This window comes from Sodaliphilus pleomorphus, assembly GCF_009676955.1.
Classification (GTDB): Bacteria; Bacteroidota; Bacteroidia; order Bacteroidales; family Muribaculaceae; genus Sodaliphilus; species Sodaliphilus pleomorphus.
This window is the reverse complement of the sequence record NZ_CP045696.1, coordinates 1,203,257-1,221,731: the sequence shown is the minus strand read 5'-3', so window position 1 is coordinate 1,221,731 and position 18,475 is coordinate 1,203,257. Positions and strand designations below refer to the sequence as shown.

At 58.5% G+C, this 18,475-nt stretch carries 18 protein-coding genes and 1 pseudogene; 8 read left to right on the top strand and 11 right to left on the bottom strand.

Translation table 11 applies throughout. The features are described from left to right. Positions 1 to 190: 190 nt before the first annotated feature. The 5 genes from GF423_RS05035 to GF423_RS05015 all read right to left on the bottom strand — a co-directional run bounded on the left by GF423_RS05035 (position 191) and on the right by GF423_RS05015 (position 6,022). Positions 191 to 943: a succinate dehydrogenase/fumarate reductase iron-sulfur subunit gene (locus GF423_RS05035; RefSeq protein ID WP_154327322.1), complete on the bottom strand. Its 753-nt coding sequence runs from the start codon at positions 941 to 943 to the stop codon at positions 191 to 193. Between the two features lie 80 nt (positions 944 to 1,023). Then, positions 1,024 to 3,030 carry a fumarate reductase/succinate dehydrogenase flavoprotein subunit gene (locus GF423_RS05030; protein WP_154327321.1) on the bottom strand — a complete coding sequence of 669 codons (2,007 nt, stop codon included), beginning with the start codon at positions 3,028 to 3,030 and terminating at the stop codon, positions 1,024 to 1,026. Positions 3,031 to 3,073: 43 nt separating this feature from the next. Continuing rightward, complete coding sequence (locus tag GF423_RS05025) at positions 3,074 to 3,754, bottom strand: succinate dehydrogenase cytochrome b subunit (RefSeq protein WP_154327320.1); 681 nt, start codon at positions 3,752 to 3,754, stop codon at positions 3,074 to 3,076. Between the two features lie 190 nt (positions 3,755 to 3,944). After that, positions 3,945 to 5,273, bottom strand: a complete 1,329-nt coding sequence (locus GF423_RS05020; RefSeq protein WP_154327319.1) for an MATE family efflux transporter — start codon at positions 5,271 to 5,273, stop codon at positions 3,945 to 3,947. Continuing rightward, positions 5,270 to 6,022, bottom strand: a complete 753-nt coding sequence (locus tag GF423_RS05015; RefSeq protein WP_154327318.1) for a glycosyltransferase family 2 protein — start codon at positions 6,020 to 6,022, stop codon at positions 5,270 to 5,272. The genes GF423_RS05020 and GF423_RS05015 overlap by 4 nt, the downstream gene beginning before the upstream one ends. A 134-nt stretch (positions 6,023 to 6,156) precedes the next feature. On the opposite strand from GF423_RS05015, the gene argH reads away from it, so the two are divergent. Further along, entirely contained in the window at positions 6,157 to 7,497 is a 1,341-nt protein-coding gene (argH, locus tag GF423_RS05010) for an argininosuccinate lyase (RefSeq protein ID WP_154327317.1), read from the top strand. Then, positions 7,494 to 8,006: a hypothetical protein gene (locus tag GF423_RS05005; RefSeq protein WP_154327316.1), complete on the top strand. Its 513-nt coding sequence runs from the start codon at positions 7,494 to 7,496 to the stop codon at positions 8,004 to 8,006. Before argH ends, GF423_RS05005 begins: the two co-directional genes overlap by 4 nt. 178 nt (positions 8,007 to 8,184) lie before the next feature. Here the strand turns inward: GF423_RS05005 and GF423_RS05000 are convergent, their stop codons facing one another. Further along, entirely contained in the window at positions 8,185 to 9,516 is a 1,332-nt protein-coding gene (locus GF423_RS05000) for an MFS transporter (protein WP_154327315.1), read from the bottom strand. A gap of 80 nt (positions 9,517 to 9,596) precedes the next feature. After that, the gene (locus tag GF423_RS04995) at positions 9,597 to 10,643 is read right to left on the bottom strand and encodes an aldose epimerase family protein (RefSeq protein ID WP_154327314.1); all 1,047 of its coding nucleotides are present in this window, start codon (positions 10,641 to 10,643) and stop codon (positions 9,597 to 9,599) included. Positions 10,644 to 10,846: 203 nt separating this feature from the next. On the opposite strand from GF423_RS04995, the gene GF423_RS04990 reads away from it, so the two are divergent. From GF423_RS04990 to GF423_RS04965, 6 genes are all read left to right on the top strand, one after another. After that, positions 10,847 to 10,987, top strand: coding sequence for a hypothetical protein (locus GF423_RS04990; protein WP_154327313.1), 141 nt, complete (start codon positions 10,847 to 10,849; stop codon positions 10,985 to 10,987). 39 nt (positions 10,988 to 11,026) lie between these two features. Further along, positions 11,027 to 11,251 carry a hypothetical protein gene (locus GF423_RS04985; protein ID WP_154327312.1) on the top strand — a complete coding sequence of 75 codons (225 nt, stop codon included), beginning with the start codon at positions 11,027 to 11,029 and terminating at the stop codon, positions 11,249 to 11,251. A 116-nt stretch (positions 11,252 to 11,367) separates the two neighbouring features. Further along, the gene (locus tag GF423_RS04980) at positions 11,368 to 12,876 is read left to right on the top strand and encodes a butyryl-CoA:acetate CoA transferase (RefSeq protein ID WP_154327311.1); all 1,509 of its coding nucleotides are present in this window, start codon (positions 11,368 to 11,370) and stop codon (positions 12,874 to 12,876) included. A gap of 222 nt (positions 12,877 to 13,098) precedes the next feature. After that, complete coding sequence (locus GF423_RS04975) at positions 13,099 to 13,620, top strand: CD225/dispanin family protein (RefSeq protein WP_154327310.1); 522 nt, start codon at positions 13,099 to 13,101, stop codon at positions 13,618 to 13,620. Positions 13,621 to 13,668: 48 nt separating this feature from the next. Then, positions 13,669 to 14,145, top strand: coding sequence for a CD225/dispanin family protein (locus tag GF423_RS04970; RefSeq protein WP_154327309.1), 477 nt, complete (start codon positions 13,669 to 13,671; stop codon positions 14,143 to 14,145). 68 nt (positions 14,146 to 14,213) lie between these two features. Then, entirely contained in the window at positions 14,214 to 14,921 is a 708-nt protein-coding gene (locus GF423_RS04965) for a DUF805 domain-containing protein (RefSeq protein ID WP_154327308.1), read from the top strand. 218 nt (positions 14,922 to 15,139) lie between these two features. Here the strand turns inward: GF423_RS04965 and queA are convergent, their stop codons facing one another. The 4 genes and pseudogenes from queA to GF423_RS04945 form a co-directional block, all read right to left on the bottom strand. Further along, complete coding sequence (gene queA, locus GF423_RS04960; RefSeq protein WP_154327307.1) at positions 15,140 to 16,222, bottom strand: tRNA preQ1(34) S-adenosylmethionine ribosyltransferase-isomerase QueA; 1,083 nt, start codon at positions 16,220 to 16,222, stop codon at positions 15,140 to 15,142. A 200-nt stretch (positions 16,223 to 16,422) separates the two neighbouring features. Next, positions 16,423 to 17,121, bottom strand: a pseudogene (gene truB, locus GF423_RS04955) (tRNA pseudouridine(55) synthase TruB); the annotation flags it as partial. Between the two features lie 12 nt (positions 17,122 to 17,133). Then, complete coding sequence (locus GF423_RS04950; RefSeq protein ID WP_154327305.1) at positions 17,134 to 17,988, bottom strand: undecaprenyl-diphosphate phosphatase; 855 nt, start codon at positions 17,986 to 17,988, stop codon at positions 17,134 to 17,136. A 46-nt stretch (positions 17,989 to 18,034) separates the two neighbouring features. After that, a complete protein-coding gene (locus GF423_RS04945; protein ID WP_154327304.1) occupies positions 18,035 to 18,343 on the bottom strand; it encodes a DUF3098 domain-containing protein in 309 nt (102 codons plus the stop codon). Between the last annotated feature and the right edge of the window lie 132 nt (positions 18,344 to 18,475).

Genomic DNA, 18,475 nt, shown 5'->3' with positions numbered 1-18,475 from the left:
ATAGCCAACCTATTGAAATGTGGGTGAATAAACAATGCAATCGTTTGCATCTTCGGTAGTCGTCGTCCCCAGGTGGGCTGGCCGCAGGCCACGGCACAAAACAAGCAGCCCACGACCTCATGTCGAGGCCTTGGGCTGCTCAGTGGTTATGCTTGCGCGGCCGCGGTGCGGGCCGCGGGCAGTAGCGCGATTAGTCGCTCAGCTTGGCGCACAGGAATTCGCGGTTGAGACGCGCAATGTTGCTCAACTTGATGTTCTTGGGGCACTCCGAAGCGCAGGCACCAGTGTTGGTGCAGTTGCCGAAGCCCAGCTCGTCCATCTTTGCCACCATGGCCTTGACGCGGCGCTTGGCTTCGACCTTGCCTTGCGGGAGCAGGGCAAACTGGCTCACCTTGGCTCCAACAAAGAGCATGGCCGAGCCGTTCTTGCAGGCTGCAACGCAGGCGCCGCACCCGATGCAGGTGGCGCTGTTCATAGCCTCGTCGGCAGCTTCCTTGCTGATGGGGATGGCGTTGGCGTCGGGGGCGCCGCCGCAGGCAAAGCTCACGTAGCCGCCGGCCTGCTGAATCTTGTCGAAGGCGTTGCGGTCGACCATCAAGTCCTTGATGACGGGGAAGGCGGCCGAGCGCCAGGGCTCTACGGTGATAGTCTCGCCGTCGTGGAAGCGGCGCATGTAGAGCTGGCATGTGGTGGCGCCTTGGGCCGGGCCGTGCGGGTGGCCGTTGATGTAGAGCGAGCACATGCCGCATATTCCCTCGCGGCAGTCGTGGTCGAACATGATAGGCTCTTCGCCTTTTTCGATGAGCTGCTCGTTCAGGATGTCGAGCATCTCAAGGAATGAGGTGTCAGTGGGGATGTCGTCCATGTGGTACTTCTCGAAGTGGCCTTGCTCTTTGGGACCTGCCTGACGCCAAATTTTAAGATCAAAACTTATATTTGCCATTGTTGTTTGTACTTTTTTAGTTGCGGGGCCGTGACGGCGTTGTGTGCCGCCCGTGCCACTCGCTTGCTTGTCACTTAAAATTAATTCTTATAGTTACGTGTTTGAACCTTGATAGCCTCGTAGTGCAGAGGTTCCTTGATGAGAGTAGGCGCCTTCTCGTCGCTGCCTTCATATTTCCAGCAGGAGACGTAGAAGTAGTTCTTGTCGTCGCGCTTGGCCTCGCCTTCCTCGGTCTGGTACTCCTCGCGGAAGTGACCGCCGCAGCTCTCGTTGCGACTCAGGGCGTCATAGGCGATGAGCTCGCCCATGGTGATGAAGTCGCGCAGGCGCCAAGCCTTGTCGAGCTCGTTGTTCATGCCTTCCTCGGTGCCGGGCACAAAGACGTTGGTGTCAAATTCCTTGCGTATTTCCTTGAGCTTCTTGAGTGCGGTCTCGAGGCCTTCCTTGGTGCGGCCCATGCCCACATATTCCCACATGATGTTGCCCAGCTCGCGGTGTATCGAGTCGACCGAGCGGTTGCCGTGGATGTTGAAGATGTGGTCGAGATCGGCCTTCACGTCTTGCTCAGCCTTGTCAAACTCGGGCGCGTCGGTCGAGATGCGTGGCCACAGCGACTGGTCGGCCAGGTAGTTTTGTATCGTGTAGGGAAGCACAAAGTAGCCGTCGGCCAGACCCTGCATCAGGGCACTTGCACCCAGACGGTTGGCGCCGTGATCGCTGAAGTTGCACTCGCCGATGGCGAAGAGGCCCTTCACCGAGGTCTGCAGCTCATAGTCGACCCAGATGCCGCCCATGGTGTAGTGGATGGCGGGATATATCATCATGGGGTTGTAATATTTCACGCCGTTGATCTCGTTGGCGAGCTCGCCGGGGTTGACGTCGGTGATTTCCTCATACATGTCGAAGAGGTTGCCGTAGCGCTGGCGCACCACGTCGATGCCCAGGCGGTTGATGGCCTCGCTGAAGTCGAGGAACACGGCTTGGCCGGTGTTGTTCACGCCATAGCCCTTGTCGCAGCGCTCCTTGGCGGCACGGCTGGCCACGTCGCGTGGCACCAGGTTGCCGAATGCCGGGTAGCGGCGCTCCAGGTAGTAGTCGCGGTCTTCCTCGGGAATGTCGCTGCCCTTCTTGGAGCCTTCTTGCAGAGCCTTGGCGTCTTCAATCTTCTTGGGCACCCAGATGCGGCCGTCGTTGCGCAGCGACTCCGACATGAGCGTGAGCTTCGACTGCTTGTCGCCGTGGCGGGGTATGCAGGTGGGGTGAATCTGCACATAGGCAGGGTTGGCAAAGTAGGCGCCGTGGCGGTAGGCTGCCATTGCGGCCGAGCAGTTGCAGGCCATGGCGTTGGTCGACAGGAAGTAGGTGTTGCCATAGCCGCCGGTGGCGATGACCACAGCGTGGGCGCTGAAGCGCTCGAGCTTGCCGGTGATGAGGTTCTTGGCGATGATGCCGCGGGCACGGCCGTTGACGATCACGATGTCGTGCATCTCGTAGCGGGTGTACAATTTTACCTTGCCCATGTGTATCTGGCGGTTGAGCGAGCTGTAGGCACCCAGCAGCAGCTGCTGGCCGGTTTGGCCCTTGGCATAGAAGGTGCGGCTCACCTGGGCGCCGCCGAAGGAGCGGTTGGCCAGCAGGCCGCCGTACTCGCGGGCAAAGGGCACGCCCTGTGCCACGCACTGGTCGATGATGTTGTTGGACACCTCGGCCAGGCGGTACACGTTGGCCTCGCGGCTGCGGTAGTCGCCGCCTTTCACGGTGTCGTAAAACAGGCGGTAGACCGAGTCGCCGTCGTTCTGGTAATTCTTGGCTGCATTGATACCGCCTTGTGCAGCGATCGAGTGAGCGCGGCGCGGCGAGTCTTGAATGCAGAAGTTGAGCACGTTGAAGCCCAGCTCGCCCAGCGTTGCGGCTGCCGATGCGCCGGCAAGGCCAGTGCCTACCACGATGATGTCGAGTTTGCGCTTGTTGGCAGGGTTCACCAAGCGCTGGTGTGCTTTATAGTTGGTCCACTTCTCAGCTACAGGACCTTCGGGAATCTTGGAGTCGATTACGGGCTGAGCAGCAGTTGTTTTTTCTAGTTCCATTTTTCTTAGTTTGAAATTTTAAAAGTTAATACTCAGCTTAGGGTTAGAAAGCACAGTCCCAGGTGAGATAGATGGCTGTGAAAGCAAAGAGGATGAACAGGATGGTTGCCCACCACATTGCACAGGTTTTCCAGCGGCCTATCCACTTGTCGCCAGCAACGCCCAAGGTCTGGAATGCGCTCCAGAAGCCGTGGGTGAGGTGGAACCACAGGGCTGCAAAGCCAATGAGATATACCGGCAGCACCCACACGTGCTTGAATACCTCGTAGAGGGCATAGTGCCCCGAAGTGTAGGGCTCGATACAGCTCTCGCCGCCCATGTTGTTGATGAGCTCGGGCAGCTGCATCTTGGCCCAGAATTGTACCAGGTGAAGAATAAGGAAGCACACCACAATAAGACCTATTGCAAACATGTTCTTGCTTTGCCAGTCAACCTCTTTCCAGCTCTTGGACACGGCATAGCGGTCGTTGCCGCGAGCCTTGCGGTTTTGCAGGGTGAGCCAGGCTGCATAAATGAAATGGATGGCGATGGCCAGCGCAATCACGGCACTGCCCAGGACTGCATACCAGTTGGCGCCGAGAAACTCGCACACTGCGTCATATCCGCTGGGCGAAAAGACGGCGACAACGTTCATCAGCGCATGAAAGGTCACAAATAGGACTAAGAAAAGACCGGTGACACTCATCACCACTTTTCGTCCCACACTTGATTTTGTTAACCACATAGTAGTTCTGAATTAAGTTATTAAATTTGAATGAATTGTTGTTTAATATTTCTTCTGTTTTTTTTTCTGTAATGGTGCTATCGGTGCCTTGTGAAGGACTATAGCTGCACTATGTTTTGCAAAGTTACTTTGAATAAATTGCACTTGCAACAAATCGCGAAAAAATTCTTTATTTCCCCCTTTTTTTCGGTCAGTCGGCCAGTGGTCTCGTGCCTGGCCGGCGCCACAGGTATTGTGCCGTCTGCACCAGGCTGCGCAGGGCAAGATAGGTCACAAAGGCGAACCACAGCGCCTGGTTGCCCATCGAGCGGGGCAGTGCGGCATAGAGTGCGAAAAATGCCGCCACGGCTACAGCCACGGCCAGCGTCATGGCACGCGTGCGGGTGAGGCCTATAAACACGCCGTCCCACACAAAGGCTGCCATGCCGGCCACGGGTATGGCGGCACACCACCAGCGGTAGTCGACACTGGCGGCGACCACGCGGCTGTCGCTGGTGAGCAGGCCGAAGATGCTGCCCGGCACGGCGGCATAGAGCGTGGCGCACAACAGGGTGAGCACGGCTGCCCACCCGAAGAGGCGCAGCACGCAGCTGTGCAGCCGCTTGCCGCGGTTCATGCCCCAGTACTTGCCCACAAGGGCCTCGCCGGCCATGGCGATACCGTCCATGAAATAGGAGAAGAGGGTGAAGAGCTGCATGATGAGGGCGTTCACTGCCAGCACCATCTCGCCGCTGCGTGCTCCCACTGCCATGAAAAACAGGTTGAGCACCATCATGAGTGTGGAGCGGGCGAAGATGTCGCCGTTCACCCTGAAAAAGCTCCACAGCCCGCCGCCCCTCAATGCTGTGTGCCAGCTCATGCGCGAGAGCAGACCGCGATGCTTGTGCCGCAGCAGCCACCAGCAGTAGAGCAGGCCTGCCCACTGGGCGGTGACCGTGCCCACGGCGATGCCGGCAAAGCCCAGCTTGAGGCCGTACACGGCCAGCAGGCTCACGGCAATGTTGAGCACGTTGACGCCTATCGAGATGATCATGGGGCTGCGCGAGTCCTGCATGCCCAGCAGCCACCCCTTGATGCTCATCATCATGAGTGTGGGCGGCGCTCCCCACACGCCTATGTAGAAGTAGATGAGGGCAAGTGCCCGCACGTCGTCGCCCGGCCCTATGACCCACAGTGCTGCTCGCTGCAGCGGCCATTGCAGCGCGATGATGAGCACCCCTATGGCAAGTCCCAGCAGGGTGGACCGTTGCAGGATGGCCGCCTGCATGCCCGTGTCGCGGCGGCCGTAGGCCTGGGCTGTGAGCCCCGAGGTGCCCATGCGCAGGAACCCGAAGTTCCAATACAGCAGGTTGAACATCATGGCGCCCACCGACACGGCCCCGATATAGAGCGCGCCGCGGCTGGCGTCGAGGTGGCCGGCAATGGCGGTGTCGAGCAGTCCCAGCAGCGGTATGGTGACGTTGGTCACAATGGCGGGCAGGGCGATGCGCCATATTTCGCGATTCAAGCCCTTGGTCATGAGTGATGCAAGAGTTTCTGTTTCAAGTAGCGCGGCAGGAAAGAGAGGTGCCGCACGATGGTGGGCACGGTGCCGTAGTAGTGGCACATGATGTGGTAGCGCTCTTTGAGCGAGGCCTTGTGGTGGGCTGTGGTGGTGCCCTCCTCGAGAAAGCTCACTACAGGCTCGGGGCCCAGGTAGGCATTGCGCTGCGAGCGCTTGAGCACCTTGATGCACCAGTCATAGTCGGCGCTGTAGCGGTAGCGCAGGTCGTAGCGCGGCACAATCTCGCGGCGGGCCACAAAGGCCTGGTGGCACACCAGCATGCCGCGGGCAAAGTCGCGCCAGCCCAGGCGGTCGGGCGCCGTGAGATGTCGCATGCCCACCACGCGGCGGCTGGCGTCGACAATCTGCGTCTGCCCGTAGATTACATCGGGCCCGGTGGCTGCCAGGGCGGCCATGCGCTCGAGCGAGCGGGGCGTGGCCAGGGCGTCGCCGGCATTGAGCCATATCAGGTAGCGGCCGCGTGCCAGGCCTATGGCCTTGTTCATGGCATCATATATCCCGTGGTCGGGCTCGCTCACGATGCGCGTGCCAGCAATGCCGGCGTCGGTCACGAGCTGCAGGGTGGCGTCGGTCGAGGCGCCGTCGACCACCAGGTATTCAAAGTCGCGGCACGACTGCTGCTGCACGCTCTCGAGGGTGGGGCCTATGACCCTGGCGGCATTCCACGCGACCGTGACGATGGAAAATGTGGGTTGGTGTTCCATATCGTGCAAAGGTAAAGCCCTTTTTCCATAGTTGAAAATATTATTGTAATTTTGTCGTTGACATAATGAAAGGGAATTGCCGGCAAGTGCTTGCATGTTGCCAGGCGCAATGATATAAACTTTTTTTGGGAATTATGGCATCAAAACTTTGGGAAAAGACTGTTGAGCTCAACCACGATGTTGAGCGTTACACTGTGGGGCGTGACCGCGAGATGGACATGTACCTGGCTCGCTACGACGTGCTGGGCTCGATAGCCCACATCACCATGCTCGAGAGCATAGGCCTGCTCTCGGCCAGCGAGCTTGACACGCTCACTGCCGAGCTGCGCCGCATCTATGCCGACATCGAGGCAGGTCGCTTCCACATCGACGAGGGCGTCGAGGACGTGCACAGCCAGGTCGAGCTCTTGCTCACCCAGCGGCAGGGCGACGTGGGCAAGAAGATACACTCGGGCCGCTCTCGCAACGACCAGGTGCTGGTCGACCTGCGCCTGTTCACCCGCAGCGAGATTGAAGACCTGGTGCATCACATCACGGCACTGTTCAAGACGCTGCAATCGCAGAGCGAGCGCTACAAGCATGTGCTCATGCCCGGCTACACCCACTTGCAGGTGGCCATGCCCTCGTCGTTTGGCCTGTGGTTTGGCGCCTATGCCGAGTCGCTGGCCGACGACCTGACGGTGCTCAAGGCCGCCTACGACGTGGTCAACCGTAATCCCCTGGGGTCGGCTGCCGGCTATGGCTCCTCGTTCCCGCTCGACCGCGAGCTCACGACCCGCCTGCTGGGTTTTGCCTCGGTCGACTACAACGTGGTCTATGCCCAGATGGGGCGTGGCAAGACCGAGCGCATTGTGAGTGCTGCCATTGCCAATGTGGCAGCCACAATCTCCAAGCTGGCCTGTGACGCCTGCATGTTCAACTGCCAGAACTTTGGTTTCATCAAGCTGCCCGACGAGTTTACCACGGGCAGCAGCATCATGCCTCACAAGAAGAACCCCGACGTGTTTGAGCTCACGCGTGCCCGTTGCAACCGCTTGCAGGCATTGCCCTACAGCATCACGATGATAACCAGCAACCTGCCAGTGGGCTACTTCCGCGACTTGCAACTCATCAAGGAGGAGTTTCTTCCCGAGTTTGACGAGATCAAGACCGTCATTGCCATGGTCGATGCCATGATGAGGCAGGTGCAGGTGAACGAGCACATCCTCGACGACCCGCGCTACGACCTCATGTTCAGCGTCGAGCAGGTCAACCGGCTGGCAGCGGCCGGCATGCCCTTCCGCGATGCCTACAAGAAGGTGGGTCTCGACATCGAGCAGGGCCGCTTCAAGGCGGTGAAAGAGGTGCACCACACCCACGAGGGCAGCATGGGCAACTTGTGCAACGACCGTGTGGCAGCGCTCTATCGCGCCACGCTCGAGTCGTTTGACTTCGACACCTATCATCAGGCTTTTGACAAATTGCTGGGAAAATGAGAAATACAATTGCAATGGTGCTGCTTGCACTCATCGTGTGCCTCGCTCCGGGATGCGACAAGGTCGACAACAAGACGGTGTCGGGCTTCCAGGTGCGCATCAACTTGGGCACCTATGCCTTGTGGAACACCTACGGCGTGAGCGGGGTGGGCGACTACAACATGTTCAACCGCGGCAAGGGCTTGCCCCACAACTTCCCCTACAACGTGAATACCTACACAGGCTATGGCGGCGTGCTGCTCATCATGGGGCTCGACAGCGGCACGGCCAGCTACATGCCGCTTGCCTACGACCTGGCCTGCCCGGTCGAGCGCGATGCGGGGGTGACCCTGAGCATCGACCCCGACAATCTTGAGGCCGTGTGCCCCAAGTGCAAGTCGCGCTACAACGTGCTCACCGGTGCCGGCGGCCCCGTCTCGGGCCCGGCAATGCAGCGCAAGGTGGGGCTCACAACCTATGTGGTGCGCTCCACGGGCAGCAGCGGCGGCTACATCATCACGTCATATTGAGCTTTAAAGCATCGACAGCAAGAAGAAAGAATAAACGACAGCAAGGCCGCGGTTTCCAGTTTGGACCGCGGCCTTGATTGTTGCGCTTATGACAAGTGATGTATGCGTGTGTGTGTAATTTTGTGCAGTGGCGATAAAGTCTTGCTTGTGTCGTGTTATGTCTTGACGCGGCAACCGCTCATGCTTGAGTGCTGTGCTTCTTGGTCGTGATGGCAAAAACGCACAGGGTGGCAATGACCAGGAATGCGGCAGCTGCCAGAAACATGTGGTCTTGCACAAAGACGCCTGCCTCCTTGTGGCACACAACTGCCATCACCAGGCCGCCGGTGGCTGCGGCAATGATTTGCGGCAAGCATATCGTGCAGTTGAACAAGCCCAGCACAGTGCCCATGCGGCTGCTGCCCTCAAAGGCGTTGGTCACAAAGGTGAAGGGCATGGCCAGCATGGCTGCCCAGGCAAAACCGATGAGGATGAAGGGCACAAAGAGCAGATAGGCATTGGCGCAATAGGGCACCAAGGCAAAGCCGATGGCACCGATGAGCAGACTCAAGGCATAGGCTGCCTTGGTGCTCTTGAACTTGGGAAGCACGAGAGCCCAGCACACGCTGCCCACGGCCTGCACGGCAAAGAGCACTCCCACCCAGTTGCCGGCGTCCTGATAGGCGCGGCTCGAGGTGTCGAGGGTGTGCCACACGGTGTGGCCAATGGTGCCGCCAGTGTAGGTCCACATGTAGAGGAATGCCGCCCAGCAGAAGAATTGCACCAGCCCCACCTCGAAAAATACTTTCCAGGCGCCTTGGGGCTCCTTCACGTGAACCTTGCCCTTGGCGTCCTCTACGGTGTCTTGGTATTGAACATATTCCTCGGGCGGCATTTCGCGCACATGGGTCACGGTGTAGATGACGCACAAGATGAGAATGGCAGCCCCGATGTAGAACGACCATATCACCGAGTCGGGCACCACGCCCTTGGGCGCTTTGTTCTTGATGCCTATCCATGTGAAAAACAGCGGGAAGATGTAGCCCACAATCGAGCCTGCATTGCACAGGAAGGATTGTATGCTGTAGGCCTTGGCCTTCTGCTGCTCGTTGACCAGGTCGCCCACCATCATCTTGAAGGGCTGCATGGCCATGTTGATGCTCGTGTCGAGAAACATGAGTGCGACGAGACCGAAGGTCATCGCAGTGGCCACCGTCATGCCAAACGAGCCGGCATTGGGCAGCAGGCACATGACGATGACGGCTACCAGGGCGCCGATAAACAGGTAGGGGATGCGGCGCCCGAAGCGGCACCACGTCTTGTCGCTGAAGAAGCCCACCAGGGGCTGCACGATCATGCCCATGAGGGGCGGTAGTATCCAGAAATAGCTGAGCGAGTGCGGGTCGGCACCCAGCGTGGCAAAGATGCGGCTCACGTTGGCGCTCTGCAGTGCATAGGCGATCTGCACGCCAAAGAAGCCGAAGCTGATGTCGTAGAGTTGTCGCGACGACAAGTTGGGTTTGGTTTTCATTATCTTGAATTTGTTTTTTTTTTGTTGCTTGATGGTTGGGGAGAGGGGGCACGCGGCAGGCTTGCCGCGGGGCGGCGGCGTCAGTGTGCCGACAGCTTGAACACAATCACCTGCTCATATTCCTCGCCAGGCTTGAGCACCTGGCTGGGAAAGTTGGGGTGGTTGGGCGCGTCGGGCATGCCCTGGCACTCGATGGCCACGCCGTCGTAGTCGCTGTAGGGCCGGCGGGCGCCCTTGCCAGCCGGACTGTCGGCCAGGTAGTTGCCTGTGTATACCTGCACAGCCGGCTGGGTGGTGAGCACCTCGAGCTGCCGGCCGCTCTTGCGGTCGACGAGCAGGGCCACCTTCTTGAGCTGCCCCGGGTGCCAGTCGTCGACCACCCAGCAATTGTCGTAGCCCTTGCCGTAGTGCAGGGCGGGGAAATCGTTGTCAATATTTTTTCCTAAGGCTTTGCGCGATGTGAAGTCCATGGGAGTTCCTGCCACTGGAGCGATCTCGCCAGTGGGAATGAGGGTGGGGTCGGTGGGCAGATAGCTGGAACAGGCCAGCCACAGCTCTTGGTCGAGCACGCTGCCGCTGTTCTCGCCAGCCAGGTTCCAGTAGGTGTGGTTGGTGAGATTGACGACGGTCGTCTTGTCGGTAGTGGCCTTGAGCTCAAGACTGAGCTCGCCCTCGTCGTTGAAGCTGTAGCGTGCCGTGGCCACCAGGTTGCCCGGGTAGTGCTCGTCGCCGTCGGGGCTGTGCAGGGTGAAGGTCACGCCGCTCGTGTCGTGCTGGCTGTGCCACAGCTTGTGGCTGAAACCCTCGGGGCCGCCGTGCAGGGCGTTGGGGCCGTTGTTGATGGCCAGCTGGTAGGTCGTGCCCTCGAGCGTGAAGCGGCCTCGGGCTATGCGGTTGGCATAGCGGCCCGGCACCTTGCCGGCGCAGGGGCCGTCGTAGAAATAGTCGGCCGGGTCGGCATAGCCTATGACCACGTCGTCGAGCCGGCCCTGGCGGTCGGGCACGACGACGCTCACCACTCCTGCTCCCACGCTCGAGAGCTTGACGCTTGCACCACGGGCATTGGTGAGCGTGTAGAGTGTGATTGCACCATGAGGCGAGTCGATGGTTTCCCTCGTTATCTTCATTGCATGTATCGATTTTAAGTCTCGGTTAAAAAGTTGTATAGGCAAAAATACAAACAATCGGGCGACCCGTCAAGCAATTGTACCCCTCAATGTTGTTGTGTTTTGATGCAATCGTTTTCATAATGCGGGCTTTGCCAAAAAATCGTGCAGCATGAGTTGGGCAGGTGGAGAATAAACTGTAACTTTGTTGAAACTTTGCGGCAATGAACAGAGATTGTCTTGTATGGGCTATGTCGTTGCTGGGGCTTGCAGCCTGCAGGGCTGGCGGCGCCCCGGCGCCCCAGGTGCAGGCGCAGCAGGTGCGCCCCCGTTTCTACAGCCCGGCCGATACGGCTGCCGCGTAGCCTGCCGGCCCACTCTACTCGCCACGCTCGCTCATCATCATGTACGACGGGCCTCGGGGCAAGAAAAGCTTGCTCAAGGCGGTGAAAAAATACGGCGCGCGCCTCATGTATGACTATACCATCATCAACGGCGTGGCCATCGAGTTGCCCGAGGGGAGCGATGTGCATCGGGCGCGCGCCTGGTTCCAGAAGGTGAAAGGTGTGGTGAGTGTGAACTACGACCGCATCTACCAGCTCAACAGCACGGCCCCGGGCCCGCAGTAGCGGCTAAAGAAATGCAATGGTGAGTTTAATTTTGCGCTTTCGCACAAAATCATTAAATTTGCGCAAACGTTTCGAACTAAAAACAACTATAACTAAATCGATTAACATAAAAGTAAATGATTTATCCAGTATTTACGCCTGAAGAGGCTGCCGAGTATGTGCAGAATGGCATGACCATCGGCGTTTCAGGCTTCACAATCCCAGGCAATCCTAAGGTGATTCCTCCTGCAATCGCAAAGAAGGCTGTCCGTGAACACGAGGCTGGCCGTGAGTTTAAAATCAACTTGCTCTCGGGTGCCTCGAGCAACGACTACACCGACGGTGAGCTGAGCCGTGCCCATGCCATCAACATGCGTGCACCCTACCAGTCGTCGTCGGAGTTGCGCAAGCGCATCAACGCCCATGAGCTCCACTACGACGACCGCCACCTGAGCGAGATGGCCCAGGAGTTCCGCTACGGGGCATGGGGCAAGATGGATGTGGCCATCATCGAGGCCCAAAGCATCACCGACGACGGCGAGATCGTGCTGGGCACCGCTGTGGGCAACTCTCCCACATGGCTCAAGTATGCCGACAAAGTGATGATCGAAATCAACAAGCAGATACCCGAGTCGATACGTGGCCTGCACGACATCTACCTGCCGCTCGACCCGCCCAACCGCCGCGAGATACCCATCTACTCGGCCCACGACCGTGCCGGCGAGCCTGTGGCCCATGTCGACCCCAAGAAGGTGCTGTGTGTGGTCTACAGCGACATGCCACTGGGCAAGGAGAGCAAGTTCACTCCTGTCGACGACACCACCCGCCGCATCGGCCAGAACGTGTGCGACTTCCTCGTCAACGAGATGAAGCAGGGCCGCATGCCCAAGTCGTTCCTGCCCATCCAGAGCGGTGTGGGCAACATTGCCAATGCCGTGCTCGACGCTCTCGACCAGAGTACCGACATACCGCCCTTTGAAATGTACACCGAGGTGGTGCAAGACAGCGTGATGAAGCTCCTGCTGAGCGGCCGCTGCAAGTTTGCCTCCACGTGCTCTATGACCTTCAGCCACGAAGCCATGATGGAGTTCTTCGACCACATCGACAAGCTGCACGACAAGCTGCTCATGCGCCCCAGCGAGATCAGCAACAACCCCGAGGTGATACGCCGCATTGGCGTGATATCGATGAACACGGCCATCGAGTGCGACATCTTCGGCAACATCAACTCGTCGCACATTGGCGGCACGCGCCTGATGAATGGCATAGGCGGCAGCGGCGACTTCACCCGCAATGCCTACACCTCGATATTCCTGTGCCCCTCGATCAAGAAGGACGACACCATCTCGACCATCGTGCCCATGGTGACCCACGTCGACCACACGGTGCACAGCGTCGACATCATCATCACCGACCAGGGTGTGGCCGACCTGCGTGCCAAGGACCCCATCCAGGCTGCCGAGGAAATCATCGAGCATGCCGCCCACCCCGTGTACCGCCCCTTGCTGCGTGAGTACTTGAAGCTTTCCAAGGGTGGCCACATTGTGCAGAATCTCGACTATGCCCTGTCGTTCCACCGCGCCCTGCTCAAGGACGGCGACATGCGCAAGGCCGACTTCTCCAAGTTTCTTGCCGACGACAAGTGATGGCTTGCTTACAGGTTGAAGCAGCAGCCATCAGCCTATGATATATACTCAACGTGCCGCGCCACTGGGTCATACTCCTTGGTGCGGCATGTTGCGTCTTGACAGCATTTTTTAAGGGGTGAGCGGTATTTTTAGACACAATAGTTGCAATATTGAATAAAAATTGTCACCTTTGTAACGCGAGCTTACGCATTGTGTTTTTTTTCTAAAACGATTCCAAGTATGAAATACTACATGCACATCGGCGGCCAGCAAGTGGGCCCCTATGAAGAAAACGAGTTGCCGAGTCACGGCCTCACGGCCTCGACGATGGTGTGGCGCGAGGGCATGCCCGACTGGGTGGCAGCCAGCCAGGTGCCCGAGTTGAGCCACCTGCTGCCCCCGAGCCAGCAGCCTCCCAGCTACCAGCCGCAATCAGGTTACGGACCGCAACCAGGTTACGGGCCGCAGCAGCCTTATGGCGTTCAGCCTCCCATGCCCGACACCTACATGGTGTGGGCCGTGCTGGTGACCGTGTTTTGCTGCCTGCCGTTTGGCATTGTGAGCATTGTCAAGGCCTCGCAAGTGAGCAGCCTCTACAGCCAGGGACGCTATCAGGAGGCCGTGGCAGCCAGCGAGGCAGCCAAGAAGTGGGCCATTTGGAGCGCCATTGTGGGCGTTGTGCTTTCGATCATTGTCATCTTACTCCAAATCGCGGGTATTGGATTGCTGGGCACGGCAGCGCTTGCAGGCTCCGACTTTTAGTCTTGCATTGATGCCCCTTCAACACGTTTTGATACTACAAAGTGAACGATGAAATACTACATGCACACAGGCGGCCAGCAGCTGGGTCCCTTTGAGGAAAGCGAGCTGCTGAGCCATGGTCTCACGGCCTCGACGATGGTGTGGCGCGAGGGCATGCCCGACTGGGTGGCAGCCAGCCAGGTGCCCGAGTTGAGCCACCTGCTGCCCCCGAGCCAGCAGCCTCCCACCTACCAGCAGCAACCTCAGCCCGGCTACGGGCCGCAACCGCAGCGGCCAGCAATGCCCGACACCTACTTGGTGTGGGCCATACTGGCGACGTTGCTGTGCTGCATGCCGTTTGGTATTGTGAGCATTGTCAAGGCTTCGCAAGTGAGCAGCCTCTACTATCAAGGCAACTATGCCGAGGCACGTGCAGCCAGCCGAGCTGCTCGCAATTGGGCTATAGCGAGTGCCGTGAGCAGTGGTGCGATTGTGCTGGTCTATGTGGCAGTCTTTTTTGGTGCCGTACTCATCGGGCAACTGTAAATGATGTATCTTGAATTTAGCTAAATAATAAATAGAAAAAATAGAGTAACACGGGAGATAGAAGAAAAATGAAGTATTACATGCACATCGATGGGCAGCAGCTGGGCCCTTTTGAGGAAAACGACCTGTTGAGTCACGGCTTGCAGCGGTCGACACTGGTGTGGTGCAAGACGATGAGCAACTGGGCTCCGGCCTATCGGGTGCCGGCCTTGATGCAACTGCTCTATCCGCCAGTGCAGAAGCGGGCGGCAGGCGCGCAGCCAGTAGCCGCTCATGCAGCCCCGCGGCCTCAGCAAGCTCCGCGCGCAAAGCGGCCTGCTCAGCAACCCAAAGTCATGACCGCGCCACGACCCAAGCGCCGTGCCCCTCGGCCTGCCGCGGTGTGGCACCGTCCTGCTACCGACACCTCGCTCACCTACAAGCAGGCCTTGACGTCGGCCCTGCGCCACTATTTCGACTTCAAGGGGCGGGCTCGCCGTTCCGAGTACTGGAAGTTCCTCCTCATTGTGCTGCTGGCCAACCTGGTCACGGCCATCATCGACTGGAACTTGGGGCTCACCTTCAAGCACCACGGCATCACGGGCTCTATCGTCTCGCTACTGCTGCTTGTGCCCATGGTGTCGTCGGGCGTGAGGCGCCTTCACGACATGGGCCAGAGCGGCTTGAAGCTGCTGTGGGTGCTGCTTCCCGTCGTGGGCTGGGTGATGGTGCTCAACTGGCACTGTCAGGACTCGCTCAAGGAGAAAAACCGCTGGGGCAAGTCGCCCAAGTACTGAGTCGCACCCTCACACATGGCTACAGCGCTCAAAGCTGCGAACAAGGCCAACTGCAAAAACACAAGTGACTTCCTCATCGCTATCGAGGAAGTCACTTTTTTCAATACCGTGTCAATTGGCAGCTACTGCCCGAAGAATCACCTATAAACCTTCGAGGTAGATGTGCTGCCGTTGCTGTGCCGCCTGCAATGCCTGAGGGCGACACACACACGCAATCCTCAGTCGACGATGAGCATGGCGTCGCCGTAGGCACCAAACTGGTATTTCTCTTTCACTGCGGTCTGATAGGCGTCCATCACCTGGTCGTAGCCGCCGAATGCTGCCGTGAGCATGAGCATCACGCTGTAGGGCATGTGGAAGTTGGTGACCAGGGCATCGGCAGTCGAGAAGTCGTAGGGCGGGAAGATAAACTTGTTGGTCCAGCCGCTGAAGGGCTTGATGTGGCCGTTCATGCCCACGGTGCTCTCCATGGCGCGCAACACGCTGGTGCCTATGGCGCATATCTTGCGGCCGGCATCGCGCGCGCTGTTCACCTCCTCGGCCAGCTGCTCGCTCACCTCGAGCTGCTCACTGTCCATGCGGTGCTTGGTGAGGTCTTCCACATCGATGTCGCGATAGCTGCCAAGGCCGATGTGCAGGGTGAGGAAGCGGGCGTCGATGCCCTTGATTTCCATGCGTTTCATGAGCTCGCGCGAGAAGTGCAGACCGGCGGCCGGAGCCACGACGGCACCTTCGTTGCGGGCAAAGATGGTCTGGTAGCGCTCTTCGTCCTCGGGCTCGGGCTCGCGCTTGATGTAGTAGGGCAGCGGGGTGTGGCCCAGGGCAAAGAGGTTTTGCTTGAATTCGTCGTGCGGCCCGTCGTAGAGGAAGCGCAGCGTGCGGCCGCGCGAGGTGGTGTTGTCGATCACCTCGGCCACCATCGAGTCGTCGAGCCCGAAGTAGAGCTTGTTGCCTATGCGTATCTTGCGGGCCGGCTCCACGAGCACGTCCCACAGCTTGTGCTCCTCGTTGAGCTCGCGCAGCAGGAACACCTCTATCTTGGCACCGGTCTTCTCCTTGTTGCCGTAGAGCTTGGCGGGAAACACGCGGGTGTCGTTGAAGACAAACATGTCTTTGTCGTCGAAGTAGTCGACGACGTTGGTGAAGGTTTTGTGCTCGATTTCACCAGTCTTGCGGTGAAGCACGAGCAAGCGGCACTGGTCGCGCAGTATCACCAGTTTGCCTGTTTCTGTCTTAAATTCCAAGGGCTTGGAGGCAATGAGCTCTTGGGGAAGGCTAAAACCGAATTCAGAGAGTTTCATATAAAAATATAAATACGTGTGATGTTGTTTTCCGTTTCTTTTTTTTACAGTTCGCCTGACGGCGATTTCAATTGCGACACGCGAGCCTGCTTGGCCTGCTCGCGGGCGCGCCGGGCTGCCTTGATGGCCGCCATGCGCTTGCGGTTGTCGATGCGCTCCTGCTCGAGGCGTTGCTCCTCGGCCTGGTCGGGCATCACGTAGTCTTGCTTGTCGAGCCAGGCGATGAGGTCGTCGAGCTGCTGGCAACTGTCTACCCTCACGTTTCCCACACGGGTGCGGCGCAAGGCTGTGAGGTGGGCGCCGCTGCCCAGGGCCTGCCCTATGTCGCGGGCCAGGGCGCGTATGTAGGTGCCCTTGCTGCACACCACCCTGAGCGTGATGGTGGGCTCGGCGGGCAGGCCGCACTCGAGCAGCTCAATCTCGTCGATGACCAGTGTCTTGGCTTTGATATCGACGTTCTCGCCCTTGCGTGCCAGCACATAGGCTGGCGTGCCCTCGACCTTGCAGGCACTGTAGCGGGGCGGCACTTGCTCGATGGTGCCGGTAAACTGCTCGCGCAGCACGCGCTCTACCTGCTCACGGGTGATGTGCTGCCAGGGATAGGTGGCGTCGACCTCGGTCTCCATGTCGTAGGAGGGCGTGGTTTGACCCACACGCACGTGGGCGATATACTCCTTCACGCCGCCCTGCAGCTGCTCTATCATCTTGGTCTTGCGGCCGGTGCACACGATGAGCACCCCGCTGGCCAGCGGGTCGAGCGTGCCGGCGTGGCCCACTCGCACATTGCTGGTGCCCAAGTGGCTGCGCAGGCAGCTGCGTATCTTCTTGACCACGGCAAACGAGGTCCATTGCAGCGGCTTGTCGATATAGAATATTTCTCCTGCTATGGGATTGAGCATGTGCTTTCGTCTTTAGTCTACCATGGCCAGCGAGTGGCCGGTGAGCAAGAGGATGAGGATGATGCCGCCCACGATGATGCGGTACCAACCGAAGGCCTTGAATCCATACTTGGTGATAAAACCCACAAACCATTTCATGGCCAGCATGGCCACTACAAAGGCGATGACGCTGCCCAGCACCAGCGTGAAGACGTTGTCGGAACCGGCCATGCTGGCAAACTCGCCCTTGAGTATCATCTTCAACACCTCCAGGCAGGTGGCAGCAAGCATGGTGGGCACTGCCAGAAAAAACGAGAACTCGGCAGCTCGCTTGCGCGACAGGCCATTGGCCATGCCGCCCACGATGGTTGCCATGCTGCGACTGGTGCCTGGTATCATCGACAGGCACTGGCACAGGCCGATGTTGAAGGCACGTTTCTCGGTCAAGGGGGTCGTGTCGGACCCGTGATTGAACCACTTGTCGCAGAAGAGCATAAACACGCCGCCCAGCACAAGCATCACTGCCACCACCACGACATTGCCCAGCAAGTCCTCGATAACCCCGTTGAGCAGGCCGCCCAGCACCATGGCTGGGATGAAGGCCACCAGCAGCTTCCAGTAGAAATCCCACTTGTGCAGCAACTGCTGCAAGCGCGTGCTGCCCTCGGGTGCCGGTGCGTGGTTGAGACGGAAGAAACGCTTCCAGTAGAGGCACACCACCGAGAGGATGGCGCCAAACTGGATGATGACTGTGAACGCCTTGACAAAGTCGGTGCTCTCAACGTTCAGCAGGTTCTGAGCAATGATCATGTGGCCCGTCGACGACACGGGCAAAAATTCGGTCAAGCCCTCAACGATGGCTATGACTATCGTTTGAAATAAATCCATTAAGTGCTATGTGTGTGTATATATATATAATATATAGTGGGCAGCGTTATGCCTGCTCCGAGCTGGCGTCGTTGGGCTTGTTGTTGCCTTTTTTCTTGTACATGATGGCTACGATCATGAGCACAAAGCCCAGCAGGGCGATGGTGGGACCCACCACGGTGCGGCGTGTCGAGAAGATGTCGTAGTTGAAATTGCTGCCCTCATTGGCACTGCCGCCCATCAAGGCAAATCCCACGGCGATGAGCACAATGCATATCGCGATGAGCACAAGGTTGATTTTGTCGAGTGGAAAAACGCTTTTCGATTGTTGCGGCACTTGCTTTTGTGGCTGTGCCTTTGTTGTTTCTTTAGCCATAATATATTTTGAGCTCTAAATAAAGTGCTGTGCTAACCAAACCTGTTGTGGTGAGTGCACACTGTGCACCATAACATAATCGACTGCAAAAGTACAACATTGCGAGGCGTTTGTCAACCCTTTTCCTCCGTT

Coding starts and splice junctions, on each gene's coding strand:
- GF423_RS05015 (WP_154327318.1), bottom strand. CDS start 6,022: ATGGAACACCAACCCACATTTTCCATCGTCACGGTCGCGTGGAATGCC.
- GF423_RS04950 (WP_154327305.1), bottom strand. CDS start 17,988: ATGGATTTATTTCAAACGATAGTCATAGCCATCGTTGAGGGCTTGACC.
- GF423_RS04980 (WP_154327311.1), top strand. CDS start 11,368: ATGATTTATCCAGTATTTACGCCTGAAGAGGCTGCCGAGTATGTGCAG.
- GF423_RS05030 (WP_154327321.1), bottom strand. CDS start 3,030: ATGGAACTAGAAAAAACAACTGCTGCTCAGCCCGTAATCGACTCCAAG.
- argH (WP_154327317.1), top strand. CDS start 6,157: ATGGCATCAAAACTTTGGGAAAAGACTGTTGAGCTCAACCACGATGTT.
- GF423_RS04970 (WP_154327309.1), top strand. CDS start 13,669: ATGAAATACTACATGCACACAGGCGGCCAGCAGCTGGGTCCCTTTGAG.
- GF423_RS04995 (WP_154327314.1), bottom strand. CDS start 10,643: ATGAAGATAACGAGGGAAACCATCGACTCGCCTCATGGTGCAATCACA.
- GF423_RS05035 (WP_154327322.1), bottom strand. CDS start 943: ATGGCAAATATAAGTTTTGATCTTAAAATTTGGCGTCAGGCAGGTCCC.
- GF423_RS05025 (WP_154327320.1), bottom strand. CDS start 3,754: ATGTGGTTAACAAAATCAAGTGTGGGACGAAAAGTGGTGATGAGTGTC.
- GF423_RS04945 (WP_154327304.1), bottom strand. CDS start 18,343: ATGGCTAAAGAAACAACAAAGGCACAGCCACAAAAGCAAGTGCCGCAA.
- queA (WP_154327307.1), bottom strand. CDS start 16,222: ATGAAACTCTCTGAATTCGGTTTTAGCCTTCCCCAAGAGCTCATTGCC.
- GF423_RS04990 (WP_154327313.1), top strand. CDS start 10,847: ATGAACAGAGATTGTCTTGTATGGGCTATGTCGTTGCTGGGGCTTGCA.
- GF423_RS05020 (WP_154327319.1), bottom strand. CDS start 5,273: ATGACCAAGGGCTTGAATCGCGAAATATGGCGCATCGCCCTGCCCGCC.
- GF423_RS04985 (WP_154327312.1), top strand. CDS start 11,027: ATGTACGACGGGCCTCGGGGCAAGAAAAGCTTGCTCAAGGCGGTGAAA.
- GF423_RS04975 (WP_154327310.1), top strand. CDS start 13,099: ATGAAATACTACATGCACATCGGCGGCCAGCAAGTGGGCCCCTATGAA.
- GF423_RS05000 (WP_154327315.1), bottom strand. CDS start 9,516: ATGAAAACCAAACCCAACTTGTCGTCGCGACAACTCTACGACATCAGC.
- GF423_RS05005 (WP_154327316.1), top strand. CDS start 7,494: ATGAGAAATACAATTGCAATGGTGCTGCTTGCACTCATCGTGTGCCTC.
- GF423_RS04965 (WP_154327308.1), top strand. CDS start 14,214: ATGAAGTATTACATGCACATCGATGGGCAGCAGCTGGGCCCTTTTGAG.